The following is a 22,757-nucleotide window of genomic DNA, read 5'->3' on the forward strand; positions in this document are numbered from 1 at the left end:
CAGCTTTCAAAAATCTGAACTCAGTCTTCACCCGTATCGGAGGCGAGCACGCCCTTCACCGCCTGTGACCAGCCCTTGAGTTTGCGCGTGCGCGTCGCGTCCGACATGTTCGGCTTGAATCGCCGCTCCAGCCGCCATGAATCGGCAAACCGCGCGGGCTCCGGATAGACGCCGGCGCCAAGTCCCGCGAGATAGGCCGCGCCCAGCGCCGTGGTTTCCTGAATCATCGGCCGGTCCACCGGCGCATTGAGCAGATCGGCGAGGCGCTGCATGGTCCAGTCCGATGCCGTCATGCCGCCATCGACGCGCAGCACGGTGTTGGTCTCTTTCGCCTCCGGCCAGTCGGCGCGCATCGCCGCCCACAGGTCGTAGGTCTGGTAACACACGCTCTCCAGCACGGCATGGGCCAGTTCCGCCGGGCCGGTGTTGCGGGTCAGGCCGAACAGCGCACCGCGCACCCGCGGATTCCAGTACGGCGCGCCGAGGCCCACAAACGCCGGCACCAGATAGACCGACTGCATGGTGTCGTTCTCATCCGCGAGCGATCCGGTTTCGCTCGCATGCTTGATCAGACCGAGCCCGTCGCGCAGCCACTGCACCGCCGAGCCCGCGACAAAGATCGAGCCTTCCAGCGCATAGGTGCGCTGGCCGTTCAACTGATAGGCGATGGTGGTCAGCAGCTTGTTCTTCGAGGCGACGGCCGTGGTGCCGGTGTTGAGCAGCGCGAAGCAGCCGGTGCCGTAGGTGGATTTCATCATGCCCGGCGTGAAGCACGCCTGCCCGATGGTAGCGGCCTGCTGGTCGCCGGCGATGCCGCGAATGGCGATCGATCCGCCGAGCAATTCCGGAACGGTGGTGCCGAAGCTCGCGGAGGAATCGCGCACATCCGGCAGCATCGAACGCGGCACGCGCAGCAGCTTCAGCAGATCGTCGTCCCACTCGCCCGTGTGGATGTTGAACAGCAGCGTGCGCGAGGCGTTGGTGGCGTCGGTGGCGTGAACCTTGCCGCCGGTCAGCCGCCAGAGCAGATACGAGTCCACCGTGCCGAACATCAGTTCGCCGCGCTCGGCCCGCTCGCGCGCGCCGGGAACATGGTCGAGAATCCACGCCACCTTGGTGCCCGAGAAATACGGATCGATAATGAGGCCGGTCCGCGCGCTGATCAGCGGTTCGTGGCCGTCGGCTTTCAGTCGGGCGCAGATCTCCGCGGTGCGCCGGTCCTGCCAGACGATGGCACGATGCACGGCATGGCCGGTGGCGCGGTCCCACACCACCGTCGTCTCGCGCTGGTTGGTGATGCCGATGGCGGCGATGTCGGATGCCGTGACATTGGCCCTGCTCATCGCCTCGCGGCAGGTCGCGAGTGTCGAGGTCCAGATATCCTCCGGCTCGTGCTCGACCCAGCCGGACGCCGGGAAATGCTGCTGGAATTCCTGCTGGGCCTGGGCGGCGATGGAGATGTCGGAACGGAAGACGATGGCGCGCGACGATGTCGTGCCTTGATCGATCGCGAGAATATGGGACGCCATGCCGTTTCCTCGAATGCTTTTCGTTTTGGTTTCAAAACGCCAAGAAAGCGATTGCGCGGGCGGGCGTCAATATTGAGCACGCTTCTTCCCCTCTCCCCTTGTGGGAGAGGGTGGCGAGAATGAGCGAAGCGAATTCGAGCCGGGTGAGGGGTGACATTCCATCCGTAAGAAACCCCTCACCCGCTTCGCGGCTTTGCCGCTCAGCACCCTCTCCCACAAGGGGAGAGGGTAGGAAGACGCTACACCGCCGCCGTGGTGACGCCGCCGTCGATCACGATGGTCTGGCCGGTCATGAAGGTCGAGGCGTCGGAGGCGAGATAGACCACCGCGCCCGCGATCTCGTGCGGCTCGCCGATCCGGCGCAGCGGCGTGGTCGCGGTGCGGCGCTTGAGATTCTCCTGATCCTCCCACAGCGCGCGGGCGAAATCGGTTTTGACGAGACCCGGCGCGATGCAGTTGACCCGCACGTTCTTCGGGCCCCACTCGCCGGCAAGGCTCCGCGCCAGCGAGAAGTCCGCCGCTTTGGAAATGCCGTAGGCGCCGATCACGGTCGAACCGCGCAGGCCGCCAATGCTGGAAATGATGACCACCGAACCGCCGCCGCGCTCGGCCATGTGCGGCATTGCCTGCTTGCACAGCCAGATGTTGCTCTTGATGTTGGCGCCCATGATCTTGTCAAAGGCGTCATCCGTGATGTCGAGCAACGGGCCGTAATACGGATTCACCGCCGCGTTGCAGACCAGACTATCGATCTGGCCATAGTGCTTCACGGTGCCGGCAATCAGCGCGTCGACCTCCTCGCGCCTCGAGATATTGCAGGGAATGACGTGGGCGTCACCGCCCTCCTTGCGGATGGCTTCTGCTACGCTCTCGCAGGCGTCGGCCTTGCGGCTGGAGATGACAACCTTCGCTCCCATCCGCGCCAGCAATTCCGCCGAGGCGCGGCCGATGCCGCGGCTCGAACCGGTGACGACGGCCACTTTTCCGGTGAGATCGAACGGTGAGGTTGTCATGGCCGCGTCTTCCCCTCTTGCTTGCTGACTAAAATAGTAACACGACCGCGATCTGCTCCCTCTCCCCGCCTGCGGGGAAAGGGTTGTGGTGAGGGGGAATAATTTCGATGAAGGAAAGGCCCCTCACCCGGATCGCAAAAGCGATTCGACCTCTCCCCGTAAACGGGGAGAGGTAAGGGGCGTCAGACCAGATTGCCCGCTTCGCTGACGCGGCGCAGGTGATAGTCGGTGTCGCCGAAGGTGCTCTCGATCATGGTCAGCCGCTTGAAGTAGTGGCCGATCTTGAGCTCCATGGTCATGCCGACGCCGCCGTGAAGCTGGATCGCCTGCTGCCCGACGAACTTCGACGACTTGCCGATCTGCACCTTCGCCGCAGCGACCGCCTTCTCGCGCTCCTTGGCATCCTCGAAACTGGAGGCCATGGAGGCGAAGATCGACATGCTGCGCGCCTGCTCCAGCGCCACGAACATATCCGCCGCGCGGTGCTGCAAGGTCTGGAACTGGCCGATCGCCACGCCGAACTGCTTGCGGGTCTTGAGATACTCGACGGTCGATTTCAGCGACTCGTCCATCGCACCGATCGCCTCGGCGCACAGGGCGACGCGCGCCTCGTCCACCACACGCTCGACCAGCGGCAGACCGTTCTCCGGATCGCCGATCGCGGCGTCCGCGCCGACCTCGACGCCCTCGAACCGGATATCCGCAGCGCGCAAGCCGTCCTGGGTCGGATAACCCTTGACGGTGACGCCCTTGGCGTTCGCCGGCACCAGGAATACGCCGATGCCGCTGCGATCGCGCTGGCCGCCCTTGGTGCGCGCAGTCACGATCAGCGTATCCGCCGTTTCACCCTGCAACACGACGAACTTCTCGCCGTCGATGACCCAGCCCGCGCCCTTTTTCTTCGCAGTCGTGGTGACGTCCGCCAGATTGTAGCGCGAGTTCTTCTCGAGCTGCGCGAAGGCGAGCGTCTTGCTGCCGTCGATGATCGAGGGAATATGCGCGGCCTTCTGTTCGGCGGAACCGCCGTGACGAAGGAAGCCGCCGCCGAGCACCACGGTGGCGAGATACGGCTCGAGCAACAAGGCCCGGCCCAGCGCTTCCATCACGATGGACGTTTCCACCGCGCCCGCGCCGAAGCCGCCATCTTCTTCCGAGAACGGCAGGCCGAGCAGACCCTGCTCCGCCAGCTTGTTCCAGACCGCCTTGCTCCAACCGCCCTTTTCCTTGGCGTACTTCTTGCGCTGATCGAAATCATAGGAATCGGCCAGCAGGCCCTCGACGCTATCTTTCAGGAGCCGCTGCTCCTCGGACAAATCAAAATCCATTTTACAATCCCTGTGCTCGACGCATTCGCTTGATGACTTTGCCGGTCATTCCGGGATGCGCGCAGCGCGCAGGCCCGGAATCCACACAGCAAGCCTTGATAGAGATTCCGGGGTCGCGCTTCCGCGCGCCCCGGGATGACAACCGTTACAGACCCAGCACGGCCTTGGTGATGATGTTGCGCTGAATCTCGTTCGAGCCTCCGTAGATGGAGACCTTGCGGTAGTTGAAGTAGCCCGGCGCAACTGTCGTCGCCCAGCTCGCCTCTTCATTGCTCTTGTCGTGCTCGTCCGCGTAAGGCAGCGCGAACGGTCCGGTAATTTCCAGCAGGAGTTCGGTGATGGTCTGCTGAATTTCCGAACCCTTGATCTTGAGGGTCGACGATGCCGGATCGGGCTTGCCCTTGCCGTTCTTGCTTTCGTTGGCGACCACGCGCATCTGCGTCAGTTCGAGCGCCTTCAGCTCGATTTCCACGGCCGCGAGCTTATCGCGGAAACGGGAATCCTGAATCAGCGGCTTGCCGTCCGACTCGACCTTGGAGGCGAGATCGCGGATGCGGCGGACACGCTCTTTCGACATGCCGACGCGCGCAATGTTGGTGCGCTCGTTGCCGAGCAGGAACTTGGCGTAGTCCCAGCCCTTGTTTTCCTGGCCGACGAGATTTTCGACCGGCACCTCAACGTCATCGAAGAACACTTCGTTGACCTCAAAGCCGCCATCGATGGTCTGGATCGGCCGCACGGTGACGCCGCGCGACTTCATGTCGAACAGGATGAACGAGATGCCTTCCTGCTTCTTCGCATCCGGGTTGGTGCGGCAGAGGCAGAAAATCCAGTCGGCATGCTGGGCCAGCGTGGTCCAGGTCTTCTGTCCATTGATGACGTAAACATCACCCTTGCGCTTGGCGGTGGTCTTCAGCGAGGCAAGGTCTGAACCCGCGCCCGGCTCGGAGAAGCCCTGACACCACCAGTCGTCGAGATTGGCGATGCGCGGCAGGTAGTGCTTCTTCTGCTCTTCGTTGCCGAAGGTGTAGATCACCGGTCCGACCATGTTGACGCCGAATGGCAGCGGCGACGGCGCGGGCGCCGACTGCAACTCTTCGAGGAAGATATACTGCTGCACCGGCGACCAGCCCGTGCCGCCGTATTCCTTCGGCCAATGCGGCACCGCCCATCCCTTCTTGTTCAGGATGCGCTGCCAGGTGACCATGTCTTCCTTGCTGGTATGGCGGCCTTCCACCAGTTTCTGGCGGATGTCGGCGGGGAGACTCTCCTTGAAGAAGGCCCGCACTTCATCGCGAAACGCCAGTTCTTCCTTGCTGAAGCTGAGATCCATCGGACCCTCCTGTTCGGAATTTATCTTGGCTCACCTCCCCTTTTCAGGGGAGGTGAAAGCTGTCGGATTTACTGCAGGATTTCGAACAGGCCGGCAGCGCCCTGACCGCCACCGATGCACATGGTGACGACGCCGTACTTCGCCTTGCGGCGGCGGCCTTCGATCAGGACGTGGCCGGCAAGACGTGCGCCGGTCATGCCATAAGGATGGCCGACCGCAACCGAACCGCCGCTGACATTGAGCTTCTCAGGGTCGATGCCGAGCTTGTCACGGCAATAGATCACCTGCACGGCAAAGGCTTCGTTCAGTTCCCAGATGTCGATGTCATCAATCTTGAGGCCATGACGCTGGAGCAGACGCGGAATCGCGAACACCGGGCCGATGCCCATTTCATCGGGCTCGCAGCCGGCGGCGACGAAGCCGCGGAAGATGCCGAGCGGCTTGAGGCCACGCTTGGCGGCTTCCTTGTCGCTCATGATCACAGTGGCGCTGGCGCCGTCGGACAGCTGGCTGGCGTTGCCGGCGGTGATGGAGCCGCCTTCGCGCACCGGCTTCAGGCTTGCGAGGCCTTCCGCGGTGGTGTCGGGACGCGGGCCTTCATCCTGCGACAGGGTGATGTCCTTGTAGGAGACTTCCTTGGTGTTCTTGTCGACGACAGCCATCTTGGTGGTGATCGGCGCGATTTCGTCCTTGAAACGGCCGCCCTGCTGCGCGGCGGCGGTGCGGCGCTGGCTCTCCAGTGAGTATTCGTCCTGCTTCTCGCGCGAAATGCCGTAGCGCTTGGAGACGACTTCGGCGGTGTCGAGCATCGCCATGTAGACGTCGCCCTTGATCGCCTTCAGCGCGGGATCGACCGCGTGGAACATGTTCATATGCTCGTTCTGCACGAGGCTGATCGACTCGCCGCCGCCGCCGACCGCGACCTGAACGCCGTCAAAGATCACCGAGCGCGCGGCGAGCGCGATGGCCTGAAGGCCCGAGGCGCACTGGCGGTCGATGGTGGTGCCGCCGACCGTCACCGGAAGACCAGCGCGCAGCGCGGCCTTGCGGGCGATGTTGCCAGCGGTGGCGCCCTGCTGCATGGCGGCGCCCATCACCACGTCCTCGATCTCCGCAGGATCGACACCGGCGCGCTTGACCGCCTGTTCGATGGCGTGGCCGAGCAGCGTCGCGCCTTCGGTGTTGTTGAGCGCGCCGCGATAGGCCTTGCCGATCGGCGTGCGGGCGGTGGAAACGATAACGGCTTCGGTCATGAACGACCTCCTGTTGCAAGTTTTGGTTGTTGAGATTGGTTGCGTTGCTGGTTGCGTAATTCGTGGCGAGAGAGTTTTCCGACGCTGGTGCGCGGCAGTTCCTTCATGAACTCGACCGCGACCGGCAATTCGTGCTTGCCGATCTTGCCGGCGAGGAACGTGCGCAGTTCCTCGATGGTGAACGGCTCGGCGCCCGCGCGCAGCGTCACGAACGCCTTGGACGCTTCGCCGCGATAATCGTCGGGAATGCCGATCACGATGACTTCCTGAACCGACGGGTGGGTGTAGATCGCCTGCTCGATCATCTGCGGATAGACGTTGAAGCCGCCGGAGATGATCATGTCCTTCTTGCGGTCGACCAGATAGAAATAGCCGTCACTATCCATATAGCCAATGTCGCCGGTCAGGAAGCGGTCGCCGACGAAGGCCTCGGCGGTTTCCGCCTCGCGATTCCAGTAGCCCCTGGTGACATTCGGGCCGCGGATGCGGATTTCACCGGTTTCGCCGACCGGCATCACTTTTTTCGGATCGTCGAGCGAGACCACATCCATCTCGATGCCGGGCAGCATGAGGCCGATCGAACCGGGCTTCTCCGGGCCGTCCGGCGGATGGCCGGTGCCGGGTGAACAGGTCTCGGTCATGCCCCACCCGCTTTTCAGCGCGAGCTTGGTCTTGCGCTCGAACACCTTCGCCACTTCCACCGGAAGCGGCGCGCCGCCGGAGCCGGCAAACGCCAGCGACGACAGGTCGCGCTTGTCGAGATCGGGCAGGCTGGCGATGGCGATCCACATGGTCGGCACGCCGGGGAACGCCGTGGCGCGTTTCACTTCGATGTCGCGCATCACGGCTTCGAGATCGAACCGCTGGTGCAGCGAGATCAGGTCACCGTTCTTCAGCGTGCGCAGCAGGACGACGGTCAGCGCATAGATATGAAACAGCGGCAGCACGAGGATGACGCGCTCGGTGGTGTTGCGCTCGGCCTTCTGCTTCGCGCCCCACACGTCATAGATCGAGACCGCCGACGTCAGATTGCCGTGGGTGAGCATCGCGCCCTTGGGCAAGCCGGTGGTGCCGCCGGTATATTGCAGCAGCGCGATGTCGTCGGCGCTGACCTCAGGCCACTTTGCGGGCGGCTGCGCGCCTTTGACGAAATCCTTGAACGTAACGATCGCCGGATTCGCCGGGATCGCAGCCTGCGGATTGCCGACATCGCCCCAGGTCCCGTCCTCGCAGACGATCAGCCTGTCGAGCAGGCCCTTCTGGAAGAATTTCAGCGCTGTGGGCAGCAGCGTCGCCAGGTTGCTGGTGACGAGGATGCGCGCGCCGGAATCCTTCAGCTTGTGGGTGAGCGCGATCTCGCCGTCGAGCGGTGAGAGATGCACCACGCGCGCGCCGGATTTCAGCGCGCCGAAGAAATTCACCGGATGATCCGGCGAGTTTCCCAGAAACAGTGCAATCGACGATCCCCTGCCATAACCGGCGCGGAGAAACGCCGACGCGGCGACCTCGACCATTCCTTGCAGCTCAGTGAAGGAAATGGGCCGGTCGCGGAATTCGATCGCCGTGCGCGAACCGAAATCCGCGGCAGCCTTCGACAACAAATCCGGCAGCGTGCCGCGTGGGATCGGTGAATCCCAGCGCACGCCCTCCGGATAGTACTGTTCGCCGGGATGGGTCATGTATGCCCTGCAATCCGTTGCCTGAAGGCGAATGGAGCATCTGCTCCCCTCCCCCTTGCGGGGAGGGGTTGGGGGTGGGGGTCTCGCGAGCACCACACTCGCTGCTCACCCCCCTCCCTGACCCTCCCCCGCAAGGGGGGAGGGAACAGAGATTCCGGATTCGCCCGCTCTTTCACACTCACGCGCCTTTGGCGAGGGACGCGAATGTCTTGCCTTCGTCCGCCAGACGCTTGAGCAGCGGGGTCGGCTCGAGCGACGGATCGTTGGTCTGCTTGGCGTAGAACGACAGGCGCTCCGCGATCGTCTTCAGACCGACCTGGTCGGCGTAGAACATCGGGCCGCCGCGATAGATCGGCCAGCCGTAGCCGTAGAGCCAGACCACATCGATGTCGCTCGGACGCGCCGCGATCTTCTCTTCAAGGATGCGCGCACCCTCGTTGATCATCGGATACATCAGGCGCTCGAGGATTTCCTGATCGTCAATCTGGCGGCGCTTGAGGCCGAGCTTGGCGGTGGTTTCCTCGATCAGCTTTTCGATTTCCGGATCCGGCAGCGGCGAGCGCGAGCCGGCTTCGTACTTGTAGTAGCCCTTGCCGGTCTTCTGACCGAAGCGTCCGGCCTCGCAGATCGCGTCGGCGATTTCCGACTTGATGCCGCGGTCCTGGCGCGAGCGCCAGCCGATATCGAGGCCGGCGAGATCGCCCATCGCGAACGGGCCCATCGGCATGCCGAACTTGGTGAGCACGGCGTCGACCTGCTGCGGCAGCGCGCCTTCGAACAGGAACTTCTCGGCCTGCTTGCCGCGGGCGGCCAGCATGCGGTTGCCGACGAAGCCGTCGCAGACGCCAACCACCACCGGCACCTTGGCGATGCGCTTGGCGACAGCCACCGCGGTCATCAGCGCGTCAGGCGCGGTCTTTTCGCCGCGCACGATCTCGCACAGCTTCATCACGTTTGCCGGCGAGAAGAAGTGCATGCCCAGCACGTCCTGCGGACGCTTGGTCATGGCGGCGATCTGGTTGATGTCGAGATACGAGGTGTTGGTGGCAAGAACGGCGCCCGGCTTGGCGAACTGGTCGAGCTTGCCGAACACGTCCTTCTTGATCGCCATGGTCTCGAACACGGCCTCGATGATGAGGTCAGCATCCTTGACGTTTTCGATGCCGACCACGCCCTTGATCAGGCCCATGCGCTTGGCCGGTGCGTCGGCAGGAATGCCGCCGCGTGCAGCGGTGGCTTCATAGTTTTTCTGCATGACACCGAGGCCGCGCTTGAGCTGCTCGTCGCCGGTCTCGATCAGGGTGACCGGAATGCCGGCATTTGCGAACGACATCGCGATGCCGCCGCCCATGGTGCCGGCGCCGATAATGGCAACCTGCTTGACGTCACGCGGCTTGGTGCCTTCTGGCACACCAGATACCTTGGCCGCTTCACGCTCCGCGAAGAATGCATAGCGCTGCGCCTTCGACTGATCGCCGTTCATCAGCTTCATGAACAGGTCACGCTCGCTCTTGAGCGCCTGATCGAACGGCTGGTCGAGCGAGTGGCTGACAGCTTCTGCGGCGGCGAGCGGAGCTTCCAGACCGCGGTTGCGCTTATTTGCCGCAGCAGCCGCGTTGGTGAAGATCGACTTGTCCGCCTTGGCGGCAGCGAGCTTGGAATCGTCATCGCGCAGCTTGCGCAGCGGACGCTTCTCGGCGAGCACCTTGCGCGCGAAAGCTTCACCGCCGACTGCGGGCTCGCCCTCGACGACCTCGTCGATCAGGCCGTTCTTGAGCGCATCGGCCGCACCGATCGGATCGCCGCCGACAATCATCTTCACGGCAAGCTCGGGACCGACTGCGCGCGGCAGGCGCTGGGTGCCGCCGGCGCCCGGCAGCAGGCCGAGCTTCACTTCGGGAAGGCCGAGCTTTGCGTCCTTGGTGGCGACGCGGAAATGCGCGCCGAGCGCGAGTTCAAGGCCGCCACCGAGCGCGGTGCCGTGAATCGCGGCAACCACCGGCTTGGAGGAATTCTCGATCACCTCGATCACTTCATGAAGGCTGGGCGACTGCGGCGGCTTGCCGAACTCGGTGATGTCGGCGCCCGCGATGAAGGTGCGGCCGGCGCATGCAATGACAATCGCTTTGACCGATGCATCGGCTTCGGCGCTCTTCACGCCGTCGGCGATGCCCTTGCGCACCGCGGCGCTGAGCGCATTCACGGGAGGGCTGTTGACGATGACAATTGCAACCGCGTCGCGACGTTCAACCTTGACCACTTCGCTCACACAACTCTCCTTGCAGCGCTGTTTTTTTGAATATTTCGCAGTGCGGAATTAAATTCCACATCTTGACACGGAGGGATATTTTGAAGCACGTCCTTTGTCAACGAAGACCACATATGCGGTTTGACGAATGAAACGCCCGCCGAAGAAATCTGCGACGGATCGCAGTTTTGTTATCGCGTTGTCGCGAGGGCTCGATGTGTTGCGCGCATTCCGTCCAAGCGATGGCCTTCTGGGAAATCAGGAAATCGCAGCGCGAACGAATTTGCCGAAGCCGACGATTTCGCGGCTCACCTACACGCTGACGAAACTCGGTTATCTCACGCCCGTTCCGCGTTTCGAAAAATACCAGCTTGCACCTGCCGCGATGGCGCTCGGATATTCCGCGCTCGCCAACATGGGCGTGCGCCATGTGTCCGATCCGTATCGCGATCAGTTGATGCGCGAGACCGGAGGCGCGGTCGCCATCGGCGCGCGCGATCGTCTCAGCATGATCTACTTCGGACAGAGCCGCAGTGAATTGACTGTCGGCGTGCTGCTCGATGTCGGCTCCAAGGTCCCGATCGCAACGACGGCGATGGGCCGCGCCTATCTGTGGGCGCTGCCGGAGGATGAGCGCGCCAACCTGATGCGCGAGATCAAGGAACACGCCGGCGCCAACTGGCCGAAGGTCCGCGAAGGCATCGAGCGCGCCGGCGAATGCGTTGCGAAGCACGGCTTCGCCATGTCCGCCGGAGAATGGCACAGCGATATCCATGCGGTCGGCGTTGCGCTGAAGCTGAACGATGGAACCGGTCCCTATGCCTTCAACTGCGGCGCGCCTGCCTTCAAATTCAGCGAAGTTCTATTAAAGAACGATATTGGCCCTCGCCTGGTCGCGATGGTAAGAAATATCGAGATCGCGATGACCGGCAGTGTCGGACGCGGTCCGCAAACCAAAGAAAATACAAGCATCAAAAAAATCAAAACAGCAGGGGGAAAAGTAACACGTGTTGCCGAGGGAATCCGCTAGCCGCCACCGTCGCGGTGGCATGCCAGATAACCTGGGCCTGGCGACACCGTCCCGGCCCTGAAACTGGAATCCTTTCAAGTTCAAAAAAAGAACTTTGTTGGATTCTGTCCGGCGACAGTGCTAAGGGAAAACTCGAAATCGCGCCCGCCCACGGCGTTGCGCGCGGATCGCAAAACAAAGAAACTGCCGACACCAAGAAAATGAAACCGCCAGGAGGAAAAGTTGCACGTATTGAGGGGATCGGATAACCGCGCGCGTTGCGGTTACATGCAGGCGGGAACTTCCCGGCCTTGCGTGGACATCAACACATGATGCAGGCACAGGTTGCGCAGGGGAATGCCCCCTTGCTCGCGGTTCGCGACGTCTCTGTCGTGTTCGGCGGCATCATCGCGTTGAACGGTGTTTCGTTCGACATGAAGAAGGGCCAGATTCTCGGCCTGATCGGTCCGAACGGCGCCGGTAAAACGACGCTCTTCAATTGTCTCAGCAGGCTTTATCAGCCGAGCAAGGGCGAGATCCTGATGGAAGGCCAGAGCATTCTGGTCCACCAGCCGCAGAAGATCGCCGAGGTCGGCATCGGCCGCACGTTCCAGAACGTCGCGCTGTTTCCGCGCCTGACCGTGCGCGACAACATCCGCATCGGCGGACATTGCCGCACCAAGAGCGATTTCATCAGCGACTCGATCAAGCTGCCATGGGTTCGCGAGGAAGAGCGCAAGCTCAACGCGAAGGTCCATGAAATCCTCGATTATCTCGACCTGCACGACGTCGCCGACCGCGAAGTCTCGGGTCTTCCGTTCGGCACGCAAAAGCGGGTCGAGCTTGGCCGCGCACTCGCCGCCGAGCCGAAGATCCTGCTGCTCGACGAGCCCGCGGGCGGCCTCAATCACGAGGAAGTCTACGTTCTCGGCGACCTGATCTGCCGTATCCGCGACCAGCGCAACATCACGGTTCTGCTCGTCGAACATCACATGGGATTGGTGATGAAGATCGCCGATCACGTCGTCGCACTGAATTTCGGCAAGAAGCTCGCTGAAGGCACCCCGTCTCAGGTGCAGTCCGACCCCGACGTCATCAAGGCCTATCTGGGGAGCAAGGACCAATGAGCACGATGCTGACAATCAGGGACCTGCGCGCCTATTACGGCCAGGTTCAGGCGCTGCACGGACTGGAATTCTCCCTCAACGAGGGCAGTGTCACCACCCTGCTCGGCGCCAACGGCGCCGGCAAGACCACCACACTGCGGGCGATCTGCAACATGATCCGCTCCACGGGCAACATCGAGTTCGACGGCAAGTCGCTCGCCGGTGTGTCCACCGAGAATGTGGTGCGGCTCGGCATCGCCCATGTGCCGCAGGGCCGCGGCACCTTCACCAACATGACGGTCGAGGAAAACCTTCAGCTCGGCGCCATTTCGCGCAGCGGCAAGAAGGAGATCGAGAACGACATCGAGCAGATGTACGGATTCTTCCCCGTGCTCAAGCAGCGCCACACCCAGCAGGCGGGAACGCTGTCGGGCGGCGAACAGCAGATGCTCGCGGTCGCCCGCGCGCTGATGCTGCGTCCCCGGCTGATGCTGCTCGACGAGCCCTCGTTCGGTCTGGCGCCGCTCATCGTCCGCGACCTGTTCGGAATCCTCGGCCGCATCAACCGCGAGCACAAGGTGACGATCCTGGTGGTCGAACAGAACGCCCAGCTCGCGCTCGAACTGGCGGAACAGGCCTATGTGATCGAAACCGGACGCATCGTGATGTCGGGAAGCGCGAAGGAAATCGCGAACAACGAAGACATCCGCAAATCCTATCTCGGATACTGAGGACCAAGCCATGGAACTGTTTACCAACCAAGTCCTGGCTGGCATTGCCACAGGCGCGATCTACGCCTGCATGGCGCTGGCCGTGGTCATGATCTATCAGGCCATCGACCACCTGAACTTCGCCCAGGGCGAAATGGCGATGTTTTCCACCTTCATCGCCTGGCAGTTGATGCAGTGGGGCCTGTCGTTCTGGCCGGCCTTCCTGCTGACGCTGGTGATCTCGTTCATCGGCGGCATCGTCATCGAACGCGCGCTGTTCAAGCCGCTGACCAATGCGCCGGTGCTGGTGCATGTCGCCGGATTCATCGCACTGTTCGCGATCCTCAACAGCGTCGCGGGCCTGACCTGGGACTTCACGATCAAGCAGTTCCCCTCGCCGTTTGGTTCGTCCGGCTTCCTGGGCAGCCAGCTGATCTCGACCCACCAGGCCGGCATGATCGGCGTCACGCTGGTCCTGCTTCTGCTGCTGTTCTTCTTCTTCCGCTTCACGCGCATCGGCCTTGCCATGCGGGCAGCGGCGTCGCTGCCTGAATCGGCGCGTCTTGTCGGCATCAACACGAGCTGGATGATCGCGCTCGGCTGGGGCATGGCCTCCGCTATCGGCGCAATCGCCGGTCTGCTGATCGCGCCGGTGGTGTTCCTCGAACCCAACATGATGGGCGGCATCCTGCTGTACGGCTTCGCAGCCGCGGTGCTCGGCGGCCTGACCTCGCCGTTCGGCGCGGTGGTCGGCGGCTTCCTGGTCGGTGTCTTCGAAAATCTCGTCGGCACCTACATTCCGGGCGTCGGCAACGAACTGAAACTTCCGATTGCGCTGGCACTGATCATCGTCGTGCTTGTCATCAAACCGTCCGGTCTGTTCGGCCGCGCCATCGTACAGCGAGTTTAATCATGAGCACCGTTCAGGACTCCGTTTCGCAAGCTCCAGCGGTCGCCGCGCCATCGAAGAAGTCGATGACGGTCGGCACCACCACGACCCTCGTGATGCTCGCGCTGCTGATCATCACGCCGCTGTTTGTGAAGAACTTCATCATCTTCCAGATGACGATGGTGCTGATCTACGCCATCGCCATCCTGGCCCTCAATCTGCTCACCGGCGGCAGCGGGCAGTTCTCGCTCGGCCAGAGCGCGTTCTACGCGGTCGGCGCCTATACCGCCGGCATTCTGATGGAGCATCTCGGCGTCAACTATGTGCTGACGATTCCCGCCGCGGGCCTCGTCTGCTTCATCTTCGGGTTCCTGTTCGGATTCCCGGCGTTGCGGCTCTCGGGCGTCTATCTCGCGCTCGCGACCTTCGCGCTCGCAGTGGCCATGCCGCAGATCCTCAAGCTGAACGTGTTCGAGCACTGGACCGGCGGCGTGCAGGGCCTCGTCATCACCAAGCCGGACGCGCCGTTCGGCCTCAAGATGTCGCAGGACATGTGGCTGTACTACTTCACGCTGTTCGTCTCGGGGATCATCTACCTCCTGGCCGTCAACCTGCTGCGAAGCCGGTCCGGACGCGCGCTGATGGCGATCCGCGACAATCCGATCGCCGCCTCGGCGATGGGCGTCGACCTGCCGCTGTACAAGACCCTGGCATTCGGCGTCTCCGCTGCGTTCACCGGCATCGCCGGAGCGCTCGGCGCCATCGTGGTGCAGTTCGTGGCTCCCGACAGCTTCACCATCCAGCTCGCAATCGCGATCTTCGTCGGCATGGTAGTCGGCGGCGTCGGCTGGCTGCCGGGATCGCTGGTCGGTTCCGCCTTCATCGTGTTCGTGCCCAACGTCGCGGAACACATCTCGAAGGGCCTGTCCGGCGCGGTGTTCGGCGTCTTCCTGTTCGCCGTCATCTTCCTGCTGCCCCACGGCGCCCGGCAGGTCGCCTATTACATCGAGGCTTTGTTCCGCAGAAAGAGTAAATCCTAAGGGTAGCCATAAGTTTGATTTAACGACGTTAAATCAGGCTTGTCGGCATCTGATTGTTTGCGCATGGTGCTTCCGGAAATCGGTTTCCGGACCAGGTGACAGGGGTCTGATTCAGTTCATCTGAATCGGACCCCTCATTTTAGCCTCTCGGGGTATAATGTCTTTCCGGAGCCGATTTCCGCTAGGCGGAATACCGCATCTCAGGGAGAGACTACGATGTTATCCAAACTCAAGCTCAACGTAGCAGCAGTGTCGGCCGTCGCCGCGCTCGCGATGACGAGCGGCCATGCGCTCGCGCAAAAAAAATACGACACCGGCGCGACCGATACTGAAATCAAGATCGGCAACATCATGCCCTACAGCGGACCGGCATCCGCGTATGGCGTCATCGGGAAGATGGAAGAAGCCTACTTCAAGATGATCAACGATCAGGGCGGCATCAATGGCCGCAAGATCACCTTCATCACCTATGACGACGGCTACAGCCCTCCGAAGGCGGTTGAGCAGGCGCGCAAGCTGGTCGAGAGCGACGAAGTCCTGCTCATCTTCGGACCGCTCGGCACGCCGTCGAATTCCGCGATCCAGAAGTACCTGAACGCCAAGAAGGTGCCGCAGCTGTTCGTGGCCACCGGCGCCACCAAGTTCGGCGAGCCGAAGGAATTCCCCTGGACCATGGGCTGGCAGCCGGCCTACCAGAGCGAAAGCCGCGTTTACGCCAAGCATCTGCTCGCGACCAAGCCGGACGCCAAGATCGCAATCCTCTACCAGAACGACGACTTCGGTAAGGACATGCTGAAGGGCCTGAAGGACGGTCTCGGCGCCAAGGCGTCGCAGATCATCGCCGAGGACAGCTACGAGGTGTCCGAGCCGACCATCGACTCGCACATCATCAAGCTGAAGGCCTCCGGCGCCGACGTGTTCGTCAGCTTCACCACGCCGAAGTTCGCCGCACAGGCGATCAAGAAGGTCGCCGAACTCGGCTGGAAGCCGATGTACATCCAGAGCAACGTCGGTGCATCAGTCGGCAGCGTGCTCAAGCCGGCCGGCTTCGAGAACGCGCAGGGCATCCTCTCGGCGGCCTACGCCAAGGACGGCGCGGACCCGCAGTGGGACAACGATGAAGGCATGAAGAAGTTTTACGCCTTCCTCGCCAAGTATGCCCCCGACATGAACAAGGCCGACGGCTCGGTCGTCTACGGCTACGGCCAGGCGCAGACGCTGGTTCAGGTGCTCAAGCAGGCCGGTGACAACCTGACCCGCGAGAACATCATGAAGCAGGCCGCAAACCTGAAGGACTTCGTTCCCGACACACTGCTGCCGGGCGTGAAGATCAACACCAGCCCCACCGACTTCTACCCGATCGACCAGCTGCAGATCATGCAGTTCAAGGGCGAGAAGTACGAGCTGCAGGGACCGATCATCACCGGCGGAATGGGCGGAAGTTAATCTTTCGCGCTGCGAAACAGACTGCCGCAAAAACGAGCCCTCCGCGACCCCGTCGCGGAGGGCTTTTCGTTGTGCGGGGCCTGCAAAGGGTATTGAATATTGCCGAGCCGCAAAGAGCTCAAAAATCAAAAAACAGAACGAAGACACAAACACGATTCCAAGGAGGAACGTAATGTCAGCTATCTATTCGCGAATAGCGATCGCTTCGGCCGCCGTGGCCCTGCTCGCCGCGACAAGCACCGGCGCACTTGCCCAAAAGAAATACGATCCCGGCGCATCCGACACCGAAATCAAGATCGGCAATATCATGCCCTACAGCGGACCGGCTTCCGCCTACGGCGTCATCGGCAAGACCGAACAGGCCTACTTCAACAAGATCAATGCCGAGGGCGGCATCAACGGCCGCAAGATCAACTTCATCTCGTACGACGATGCCTACTCGCCGCCGAAGGCTGTCGAACAGGCGCGCAAGCTGGTCGAAAGCGATGAAGTCCTGCTGATCTTCAATTCGCTCGGCACGCCGTCGAATTCGGCGATCCAGAAATACATGAACTCCAAGAAGGTGCCGCAACTGTTCGTCGCCACCGGCGCGACCAAGTGGAACGACCCGAAGGAGTTTCCCTGGACCATGGGCTGGCAGCCCAGCTACCAGAGCGAAGGCCGCATCTACGCGAAGTACATGATGAAGGAGAAGCCAAACGGCAAGATCGGCATCCTCTATCAGAACGACGACTACGGGAAGGACTACCTCAAGGGCATCAAGGACGGTCTCGGCGCCAAGGCGGCTACGATGATCGTCGCCGAGGAACCCTATGAGACCAGCGTTCCGACCGTCGACTCGCAGATCGTCGCGCTCAAATCGAAGGGTGTCGATATCTTCATCAGCATCACCACGCCGAAGTTCGCCGCCCAGTCGATCAAGAAGGTCGCCGAACTGCAGTGGAAGCCGATGTTCATCCTGAACAATGTCGGCGCCTCGACCGGCACCGTCATGAAACCCGCGGGCTTCGAGAACTCGCAGGGGATCATCTCAGCGGCTTACGCCAAGGATGCGACCGACCCGCAATGGAAGGACGATCCAGGGATCAAAAACTTCGATGCCTTCCTCGCCAAGTACTTCCCCGATGGCAATCGCGCCGACGGATCGGTGATGGTCGGTTACGATGTGGCGCAGACCCTGGTTCATGTTCTCAAGGCGTGCGGCGACAACCTCACCCGCGAAAACGTCATGAAGCAGGCGGCGAGCATCAAGAATCTGCAAATCGACGGCTTGTTGCCGGGCATCAAGATCAATACCAGCGCGACCAACTTCGCACCGATCAGCCAACTGCAACTGCAGAAGTTCGAGGGAGATCGATGGGTGCTGTTCGGCGATGTGATGAGCGGTGAGGTCGGCGGCTAGGACCTTCGCACTGCAAAAGGCAGATCTTGGTCGTTAATGCTCTGCCTCATATTCCGCCTGATGAAACATTAAGCCCTCTGCGACGCTATCGCAGGGGGCTTTTCGTTGAACGAACCGGCGAAACGGTATTGAATGACAGCGAGCCGCCAAGAGCTCTCGAAAGCCAAAAGAGCTTTCAAAAAAACGACCGAGGACACGAACAAAATCAGGGAGCAAATAATGTCCATGACGACGTCTCGACTTGCCACTGCTGCTGCGACCTTCGCTTTTGTCGCAGCGATGAGCAGCGGCGCACTGGCCCAGAAAAAATACGACCCCGGCGCAACCGACACCGAGATCAAGATCGGCAGCATCATGCCCTACAGCGGGCCGGCTTCCGCCTACGGCATCATCGGCAAGACCCAGGCCGCCTACTTCAACAAGATCAACGCCGAAGGCGGCATCAACGGCCGCAAGATCAATTTCATCTCCTATGACGACGGCTATAGCCCGCCCAAGGCGGTGGAGCAGGCCCGCAAGCTGGTCGAGAGCGATGAAGTCCTGCTGATCTTCAACTCGCTCGGCACGCCGTCGAATTCGGCGATCCAGAAATACATGAACTCAAAAAAGGTGCCGCAACTGTTCGTCGCCACCGGCGCGACCAAGTGGAACGATCCGAAGAACTTTCCCTGGACCATGGGCTGGCAGCCCAACTACCAGAGCGAGGGCATCATCTACGCGAAATACCTGATGAAGGAAAAGCCGGACGGCAAGATCGGCATTCTCTATCAGAACGACGACTTCGGCAAAGACGTGCTGAAGGGCCTGAAGGATGGTCTCGGCGCCAAGGGCGCGTCGATGATCGTGGCTGAAGAGCCTTACGAGACATCGGTGCCAACGGTGGACTCGCAGATCGTCGCGCTGAAATCGAAGGGCGCAGATGTGTTCGTCAGCATCACCACGCCGAAATTCGGCGCGCAGTCGATCAAGAAGGTCGCTGAACTCGGATGGAAGCCGCTGTTCATCCTGAACAACGTCGCCTCCTCCACCGGCTCGGTGATCAAGCCTGCCGGTTTTGAAAATGCGCAGGGTGTGATCTCGGCCACCTACGGTAAGGACCCGACCGATCCGCAGTGGAAAGACGATCCGGGCGTGAAGAACTTCGATGCGTTCCTTGCGAAGTACTTCCCCGAAGCCAATCGCGCCGACTCGTCGGTCGCGTACGGTTACAGCTCCGCGCAGACCTTGGTGCATGTATTGAAGATGTGCGGCGACAATCTCACCCGCGAGAACGTCATGAAGCAGGCCGCCAGCATCAAGGATCTTCAACAGGAAATGGGGCTGCCGGGCATCAAGATCAACACCAGCCCGACTGACTTTGCTCCGATCGAGCAGTTGCAGATGATGAAGTTCAAGGGCGAGCGCTGGGAACTGTTCGGCCCGATCATCAGCGGCGAGATCAGCGGCTGACAATCAGCCGGAAAGGAGCCGGATTTCCAGCCCGGAAATCCGACTTCCCCGCTCCGGACAGGCACTTCTGAAAACATTTCCGCCCTCCGCAATAACCTTGCGGAGGGCCTTTTAACGTCCGGCCGATCATGTCATGTCTTTGAGTCCGTGTAGCGCCAAGCGATGACCTGATGACCGACAAACGCCCTTTGCTGCGTGCCATTTTCGACGCGGCTGTCGCCGCAGCCCATCCCGACCGGATACTTGCCGGGCACCTGCCGCCGCCGCCGCGCGGGCGAATTCTCTGTCTGGCCGCGGGCAAGGCCGCCGGTGCGTTGGCGCATGCTGCGGAACGGCACTATCTCGACGGCGGTCATATCGATCCGGCGCGGCTGTCGGGGCTTGCCACCACGCGCCATGGATACGGCATGCCCACCAAACGCATCGAGGTTGTCGAGGCGGGACATCCGGTTCCCGATGAAGCAGGCATGAAGGCCGCGGCGCGAACGCTCGAACTGGCCGAAGCGGCGGGCGAAGACGATCTCGTTCTGGTGCTGTTGTCCGGCGGCGGTTCGGCGAACTGGGTCGCACCGGCGGAAGGAATTTCGTTCGCCCAGAAACAGGCGATGAACAAGAGCCTGCTCCGATCCGGCGCGCCGATCGGCGAAATGAACACTGTCCGGAAACATCTGTCGCGCATCAAGGGCGGCCGGCTCGCCCGCGCCGCCGCGCCCGCGCAGGTTCTGACCCTAGCGATCTCGGATGTACCGTTCGACGATCCCGCAACCATTGCATCGGGACCGACGGTGCCGGACACCACCACGCTGGCCGACGCGCGCGAGATCGTCGCCCGTTATCAAATCAAGACGGACGACGCCGTGGCCGCGGCGCTGAACGATCCGCGCAACGAAAGCTGCAAGCCCGGCAACGCCGCGTTCGCGCGCGCGGACTTCAAAATCATCGCGCGGCCGCAGGAATCGCTGGATGCCGCGGTGGCTGTTGCGCAAAACGCCGGTTATGAGGTCGTTGCACTCGGCGCCGATCTTGAAGGCGAAGCGCGCGATGTCGCCGCCGCCCATGCGCAAATCGCGCTGAAGGCGCACGCAGAGGGCAGGAAGCTCGCGGTGCTGTCCGGCGGCGAACTCACGGTCACCGTGCGCGGCAACGGATGCGGCGGACCTAACCAGGAATACGTGCTCGCACTTGCAAGCCTGTTCGCCGATACGGCGGGCATTTGCGTGCTGGCCGGCGACACCGACGGCGCGGACGGCGGCGCCGGACATCCGACCGATCCGGCCGGTGCGATCCTCGATCAGCGCACCTTTGCAAAGATGCGCGAGCTCAAGCTCGATCCTAAGGCCTATCTCGCCAATAACGATGCGACAGCGTTCTTTGAGGCCACCGGCGATCTTCTCATGACCGGGCCGACGCTGACCAACGTCAACGACATCCGCATCATTCTGGTGGATCCGTAAGCCACCGGCGTCATTCCGGACAGACCGCGCAGCGGGCTGATCCGGAATCCAGATAGGTTCGTCGAACGGTCGTCGGTAGATTCCGGGCTCGCTCGCAAAAAGCTCGCGCCCCGAAATGACGACCTAAAACTCCTGTGCGATCTTGCCGAGCATCGTCAGCAGCAAGGCGCGGTTGTCCTCTCCCAGCAAGTCCTTGAGCCGCGCCTCGTGCCGGGTCTCGATCAGTTTCCTGGCGCGGGACAGAACCGCCCGGCCCTTGTCCGTCAGTTTTAGAATGTGCGAGCGGCGGTCATTGCTGGAGCGGACGCGGACACAGAGATCCCGGCTTTCCAGTTCATCCAGCATGGCGACGAAATTCGGCCGCAGAATGCCGAGCGTCGAGGCGATCTCGGTCTGGTTTCGTCCGGGATTCGTGTCCACCAGCATCAGGACGGAAAATTGCGCCGGTGTCAGTTGCAGCGCCGCGACGCAGCCGATGAAGTCGTCGAAAATCCGAAGTTGTGCGCGCTTGAGCGAATAGCCGAGGAAATCCGACAGATCCCCTATCCGGATCGGGGCGACAGGAGATACCGTCCGCGTGCGCGCCGCGGCCGGGCGCTTTTTGGCTTTGGCGGCAGCGGTGCTCGCGGTCCTGGAAACAGCCATCGTGCGCTTCCTGTCGTCGGTCTGCTCTTGCTATAAGGGCGCCTCGATGTTCAAAGGCGGCCAAGTCTTGTGATTATACTCGATAATCGTTATAAAACATATCAAATAGCGATGGCGGAATTCAACCGCCGCTTTCGGTGCGCCGGGCAATTCAACCCGTCTGCACACGACGCTTGAGGGGACGCCTTGGATAGTACGATCCTTCTGTTCCTGTTGCAGGACGGAATAACCAGCGGCGCGATCTACGCGCTGCTCGGGCTCGCGCTCGTTCTGGTGTTCGCCGTCACCCGCGTCATCCTGATCCCGCAAGGCGAATTCGTCACCTTCGGCGCGCTGACCTTTGCCGTGCTGGCCACGGGCAAGGTGCCCGGCACGACCCTGCTCGCACTGGGCATGGGCGTGGTTGCGTTCGCATTCGACATGATCGCCGGGCGCAGCACGATGAACGGACGCAGGTTCGTTCACTCGCTGGCGCTGAACATCCTGCTGCCGCTCGCAATCTGGGGACTGGCCACGCTGCTCGCGGGCCGGCAGAACAATGTGATCGTCAACTTCCTGCTGTCGATCGTGATCGTCGCGCCGATCGGGCTTTATCTCTACCGCATCGCCTATCAGCCGATCGCCCATGCGTCCGTTCTGGTGCTGCTGATCGCATCGGTCGGCGTGCACCTCGCCTTGCAGGGGCTGGGGCTGGTGTTCTTCGGCCCTGAAGGCCTCCGCGCGCCGGCGATTGCCACCGCCGCCTTCACCATCGGCCCGCTGCGGTTCACCGGCCAGAGCATCGCCATCTACGCCATCACCATCCTCCTGATCGTCGGGCTGTGGCTGCTGTTCGGCTATACGCTTTACGGCAAGGCGCTGCGCGCCACTGCGGTCAATCGCCTCGGCGCCCGCATCGTCGGCATCCGCACCACGCTGTCTGGACAGGTCGCGTTCCTGCTCGCCGCCGTGATAGGCACCATCTCCGGCATCCTGATCGTGCCCATTACGACGATCTATTACGACACCGGATTCCTGATCGGCCTGAAAGGCTTTGTCGCCGCCATTATCGGCGGACTTGTCAGCTATCCCCTCACCGCCACCGCCGCGCTGGTGGTCGGCATCGTCGAGGCGTTCTCGTCGTTCTATGCCAGCAACTTCAAGGAGGTCATCGTCTTCACGTTGCTGCTTCCGGTCCTGATCCTTCGCTCGCTGGCGACGCCAGAGGTCGAAGAGGAAGGGGATTAA

The 22,757-nt window shown here is 62.0% G+C and carries 18 protein-coding genes; 10 read left to right on the forward strand and 8 right to left on the reverse strand.

Features of this window, described 5'->3' with window-relative positions:
• Nucleotides 1–20: 20 nt before the first annotated feature.
• From glpK to ACP7AL_RS15170, 7 genes are all read right to left on the reverse strand, one after another.
• A complete protein-coding gene (gene glpK / locus ACP7AL_RS15140) occupies nucleotides 21–1,529 on the reverse strand; it encodes a glycerol kinase GlpK (protein ID WP_425992508.1) in 1,509 nt (502 codons plus the stop codon).
• Between the two features lie 239 nt (nucleotides 1,530–1,768).
• Nucleotides 1,769–2,542, reverse strand: coding sequence for an SDR family NAD(P)-dependent oxidoreductase (locus ACP7AL_RS15145; protein WP_425992510.1), 774 nt, complete (start codon nucleotides 2,540–2,542; stop codon nucleotides 1,769–1,771).
• A 182-nt stretch (nucleotides 2,543–2,724) separates the two neighbouring features.
• A complete protein-coding gene (pimD, locus tag ACP7AL_RS15150) occupies nucleotides 2,725–3,867 on the reverse strand; it encodes a pimeloyl-CoA dehydrogenase small subunit (protein WP_006022761.1) in 1,143 nt (380 codons plus the stop codon).
• A 145-nt stretch (nucleotides 3,868–4,012) separates the two neighbouring features.
• Complete coding sequence (gene pimC / locus ACP7AL_RS15155) at nucleotides 4,013–5,200, reverse strand: pimeloyl-CoA dehydrogenase large subunit (RefSeq protein WP_006022762.1); 1,188 nt, start codon at nucleotides 5,198–5,200, stop codon at nucleotides 4,013–4,015.
• A gap of 68 nt (nucleotides 5,201–5,268) precedes the next feature.
• On the reverse strand, nucleotides 5,269–6,453 hold the full coding sequence (locus ACP7AL_RS15160; RefSeq protein WP_006022763.1) for an acetyl-CoA C-acyltransferase: 1,185 nt from the start codon (nucleotides 6,451–6,453) through the stop codon (nucleotides 5,269–5,271).
• On the reverse strand, nucleotides 6,450–8,132 hold the full coding sequence (gene pimA / locus ACP7AL_RS15165) for a dicarboxylate--CoA ligase PimA (RefSeq protein WP_425992513.1): 1,683 nt from the start codon (nucleotides 8,130–8,132) through the stop codon (nucleotides 6,450–6,452). Before pimA ends, ACP7AL_RS15160 begins: the two co-directional genes overlap by 4 nt.
• A gap of 178 nt (nucleotides 8,133–8,310) precedes the next feature.
• Complete coding sequence (locus ACP7AL_RS15170) at nucleotides 8,311–10,401, reverse strand: 3-hydroxyacyl-CoA dehydrogenase NAD-binding domain-containing protein (RefSeq protein ID WP_024919625.1); 2,091 nt, start codon at nucleotides 10,399–10,401, stop codon at nucleotides 8,311–8,313.
• Between the two features lie 127 nt (nucleotides 10,402–10,528).
• Here ACP7AL_RS15170 and ACP7AL_RS15175 point away from each other — a divergent pair, with 127 nt between their 5' ends.
• The 9 genes from ACP7AL_RS15175 to ACP7AL_RS15215 all read left to right on the forward strand — a co-directional run bounded on the left by ACP7AL_RS15175 (nucleotide 10,529) and on the right by ACP7AL_RS15215 (nucleotide 20,885).
• Nucleotides 10,529–11,410, forward strand: coding sequence for an IclR family transcriptional regulator (locus ACP7AL_RS15175; protein ID WP_041712982.1), 882 nt, complete (start codon nucleotides 10,529–10,531; stop codon nucleotides 11,408–11,410).
• Between the two features lie 308 nt (nucleotides 11,411–11,718).
• A complete protein-coding gene (locus tag ACP7AL_RS15180; RefSeq protein ID WP_425992516.1) occupies nucleotides 11,719–12,516 on the forward strand; it encodes an ABC transporter ATP-binding protein in 798 nt (265 codons plus the stop codon).
• Nucleotides 12,513–13,226, forward strand: a complete 714-nt coding sequence (locus tag ACP7AL_RS15185) for an ABC transporter ATP-binding protein (RefSeq protein WP_024919628.1) — start codon at nucleotides 12,513–12,515, stop codon at nucleotides 13,224–13,226. Before ACP7AL_RS15180 ends, ACP7AL_RS15185 begins: the two co-directional genes overlap by 4 nt.
• 10 nt (nucleotides 13,227–13,236) lie before the next feature.
• Complete coding sequence (locus ACP7AL_RS15190) at nucleotides 13,237–14,115, forward strand: branched-chain amino acid ABC transporter permease (protein WP_006022769.1); 879 nt, start codon at nucleotides 13,237–13,239, stop codon at nucleotides 14,113–14,115.
• Nucleotides 14,116–14,117: 2 nt separating this feature from the next.
• Nucleotides 14,118–15,134: a branched-chain amino acid ABC transporter permease gene (locus ACP7AL_RS15195; protein ID WP_425992519.1), complete on the forward strand. Its 1,017-nt coding sequence runs from the start codon at nucleotides 14,118–14,120 to the stop codon at nucleotides 15,132–15,134.
• A 216-nt stretch (nucleotides 15,135–15,350) separates the two neighbouring features.
• Nucleotides 15,351–16,580, forward strand: a complete 1,230-nt coding sequence (locus ACP7AL_RS15200; protein ID WP_006022771.1) for an ABC transporter substrate-binding protein — start codon at nucleotides 15,351–15,353, stop codon at nucleotides 16,578–16,580.
• Between the two features lie 172 nt (nucleotides 16,581–16,752).
• Nucleotides 16,753–17,982, forward strand: a complete 1,230-nt coding sequence (locus ACP7AL_RS15205; protein WP_006022772.1) for an ABC transporter substrate-binding protein — start codon at nucleotides 16,753–16,755, stop codon at nucleotides 17,980–17,982.
• Nucleotides 17,983–18,201: 219 nt separating this feature from the next.
• Entirely contained in the window at nucleotides 18,202–19,431 is a 1,230-nt protein-coding gene (locus tag ACP7AL_RS15210) for an ABC transporter substrate-binding protein (protein WP_425992522.1), read from the forward strand.
• A 170-nt stretch (nucleotides 19,432–19,601) separates the two neighbouring features.
• The gene (locus ACP7AL_RS15215) at nucleotides 19,602–20,885 is read left to right on the forward strand and encodes a glycerate kinase type-2 family protein (protein WP_425992524.1); all 1,284 of its coding nucleotides are present in this window, start codon (nucleotides 19,602–19,604) and stop codon (nucleotides 20,883–20,885) included.
• Between the two features lie 123 nt (nucleotides 20,886–21,008).
• Here ACP7AL_RS15215 and ACP7AL_RS15220 read toward each other — a convergent pair whose 3' ends face one another.
• A complete protein-coding gene (locus ACP7AL_RS15220; protein WP_425992526.1) occupies nucleotides 21,009–21,530 on the reverse strand; it encodes a MarR family winged helix-turn-helix transcriptional regulator in 522 nt (173 codons plus the stop codon).
• A 186-nt stretch (nucleotides 21,531–21,716) separates the two neighbouring features.
• On the opposite strand from ACP7AL_RS15220, the gene ACP7AL_RS15225 reads away from it, so the two are divergent.
• Nucleotides 21,717–22,757 carry a branched-chain amino acid ABC transporter permease gene (locus tag ACP7AL_RS15225; RefSeq protein ID WP_006022776.1) on the forward strand — a complete coding sequence of 347 codons (1,041 nt, stop codon included), beginning with the start codon at nucleotides 21,717–21,719 and terminating at the stop codon, nucleotides 22,755–22,757.

The sequence above is a fragment of the Afipia sp. DC4300-2b1 genome, assembly GCF_049895725.1.
GTDB lineage: Bacteria > Pseudomonadota > Alphaproteobacteria > Rhizobiales > Xanthobacteraceae > Afipia > Afipia broomeae.

Bases quoted from the DNA above. Each gene is read 5' to 3' on its own strand.
- pimD (WP_006022761.1), bottom strand. From the start codon at position 3,867: ATGGATTTTGATTTGTCCGAGGAGCAGCGGCTCCTGAAAGATAGCGTC.
- ACP7AL_RS15215 (WP_425992524.1), top strand. From the start codon at position 19,602: ATGACCGACAAACGCCCTTTGCTGCGTGCCATTTTCGACGCGGCTGTC.
- ACP7AL_RS15180 (WP_425992516.1), top strand. From the start codon at position 11,719: ATGATGCAGGCACAGGTTGCGCAGGGGAATGCCCCCTTGCTCGCGGTT.
- ACP7AL_RS15160 (WP_006022763.1), bottom strand. From the start codon at position 6,453: ATGACCGAAGCCGTTATCGTTTCCACCGCCCGCACGCCGATCGGCAAG.
- glpK (WP_425992508.1), bottom strand. From the start codon at position 1,529: ATGGCGTCCCATATTCTCGCGATCGATCAAGGCACGACATCGTCGCGC.
- ACP7AL_RS15145 (WP_425992510.1), bottom strand. From the start codon at position 2,542: ATGACAACCTCACCGTTCGATCTCACCGGAAAAGTGGCCGTCGTCACC.
- ACP7AL_RS15210 (WP_425992522.1), top strand. From the start codon at position 18,202: ATGTCCATGACGACGTCTCGACTTGCCACTGCTGCTGCGACCTTCGCT.
- ACP7AL_RS15195 (WP_425992519.1), top strand. From the start codon at position 14,118: ATGAGCACCGTTCAGGACTCCGTTTCGCAAGCTCCAGCGGTCGCCGCG.
- pimC (WP_006022762.1), bottom strand. From the start codon at position 5,200: ATGGATCTCAGCTTCAGCAAGGAAGAACTGGCGTTTCGCGATGAAGTG.
- ACP7AL_RS15220 (WP_425992526.1), bottom strand. From the start codon at position 21,530: ATGGCTGTTTCCAGGACCGCGAGCACCGCTGCCGCCAAAGCCAAAAAG.
- ACP7AL_RS15190 (WP_006022769.1), top strand. From the start codon at position 13,237: ATGGAACTGTTTACCAACCAAGTCCTGGCTGGCATTGCCACAGGCGCG.
- ACP7AL_RS15175 (WP_041712982.1), top strand. From the start codon at position 10,529: ATGAAACGCCCGCCGAAGAAATCTGCGACGGATCGCAGTTTTGTTATC.
- pimA (WP_425992513.1), bottom strand. From the start codon at position 8,132: ATGACCCATCCCGGCGAACAGTACTATCCGGAGGGCGTGCGCTGGGAT.
- ACP7AL_RS15205 (WP_006022772.1), top strand. From the start codon at position 16,753: ATGTCAGCTATCTATTCGCGAATAGCGATCGCTTCGGCCGCCGTGGCC.
- ACP7AL_RS15200 (WP_006022771.1), top strand. From the start codon at position 15,351: ATGTTATCCAAACTCAAGCTCAACGTAGCAGCAGTGTCGGCCGTCGCC.
- ACP7AL_RS15185 (WP_024919628.1), top strand. From the start codon at position 12,513: ATGAGCACGATGCTGACAATCAGGGACCTGCGCGCCTATTACGGCCAG.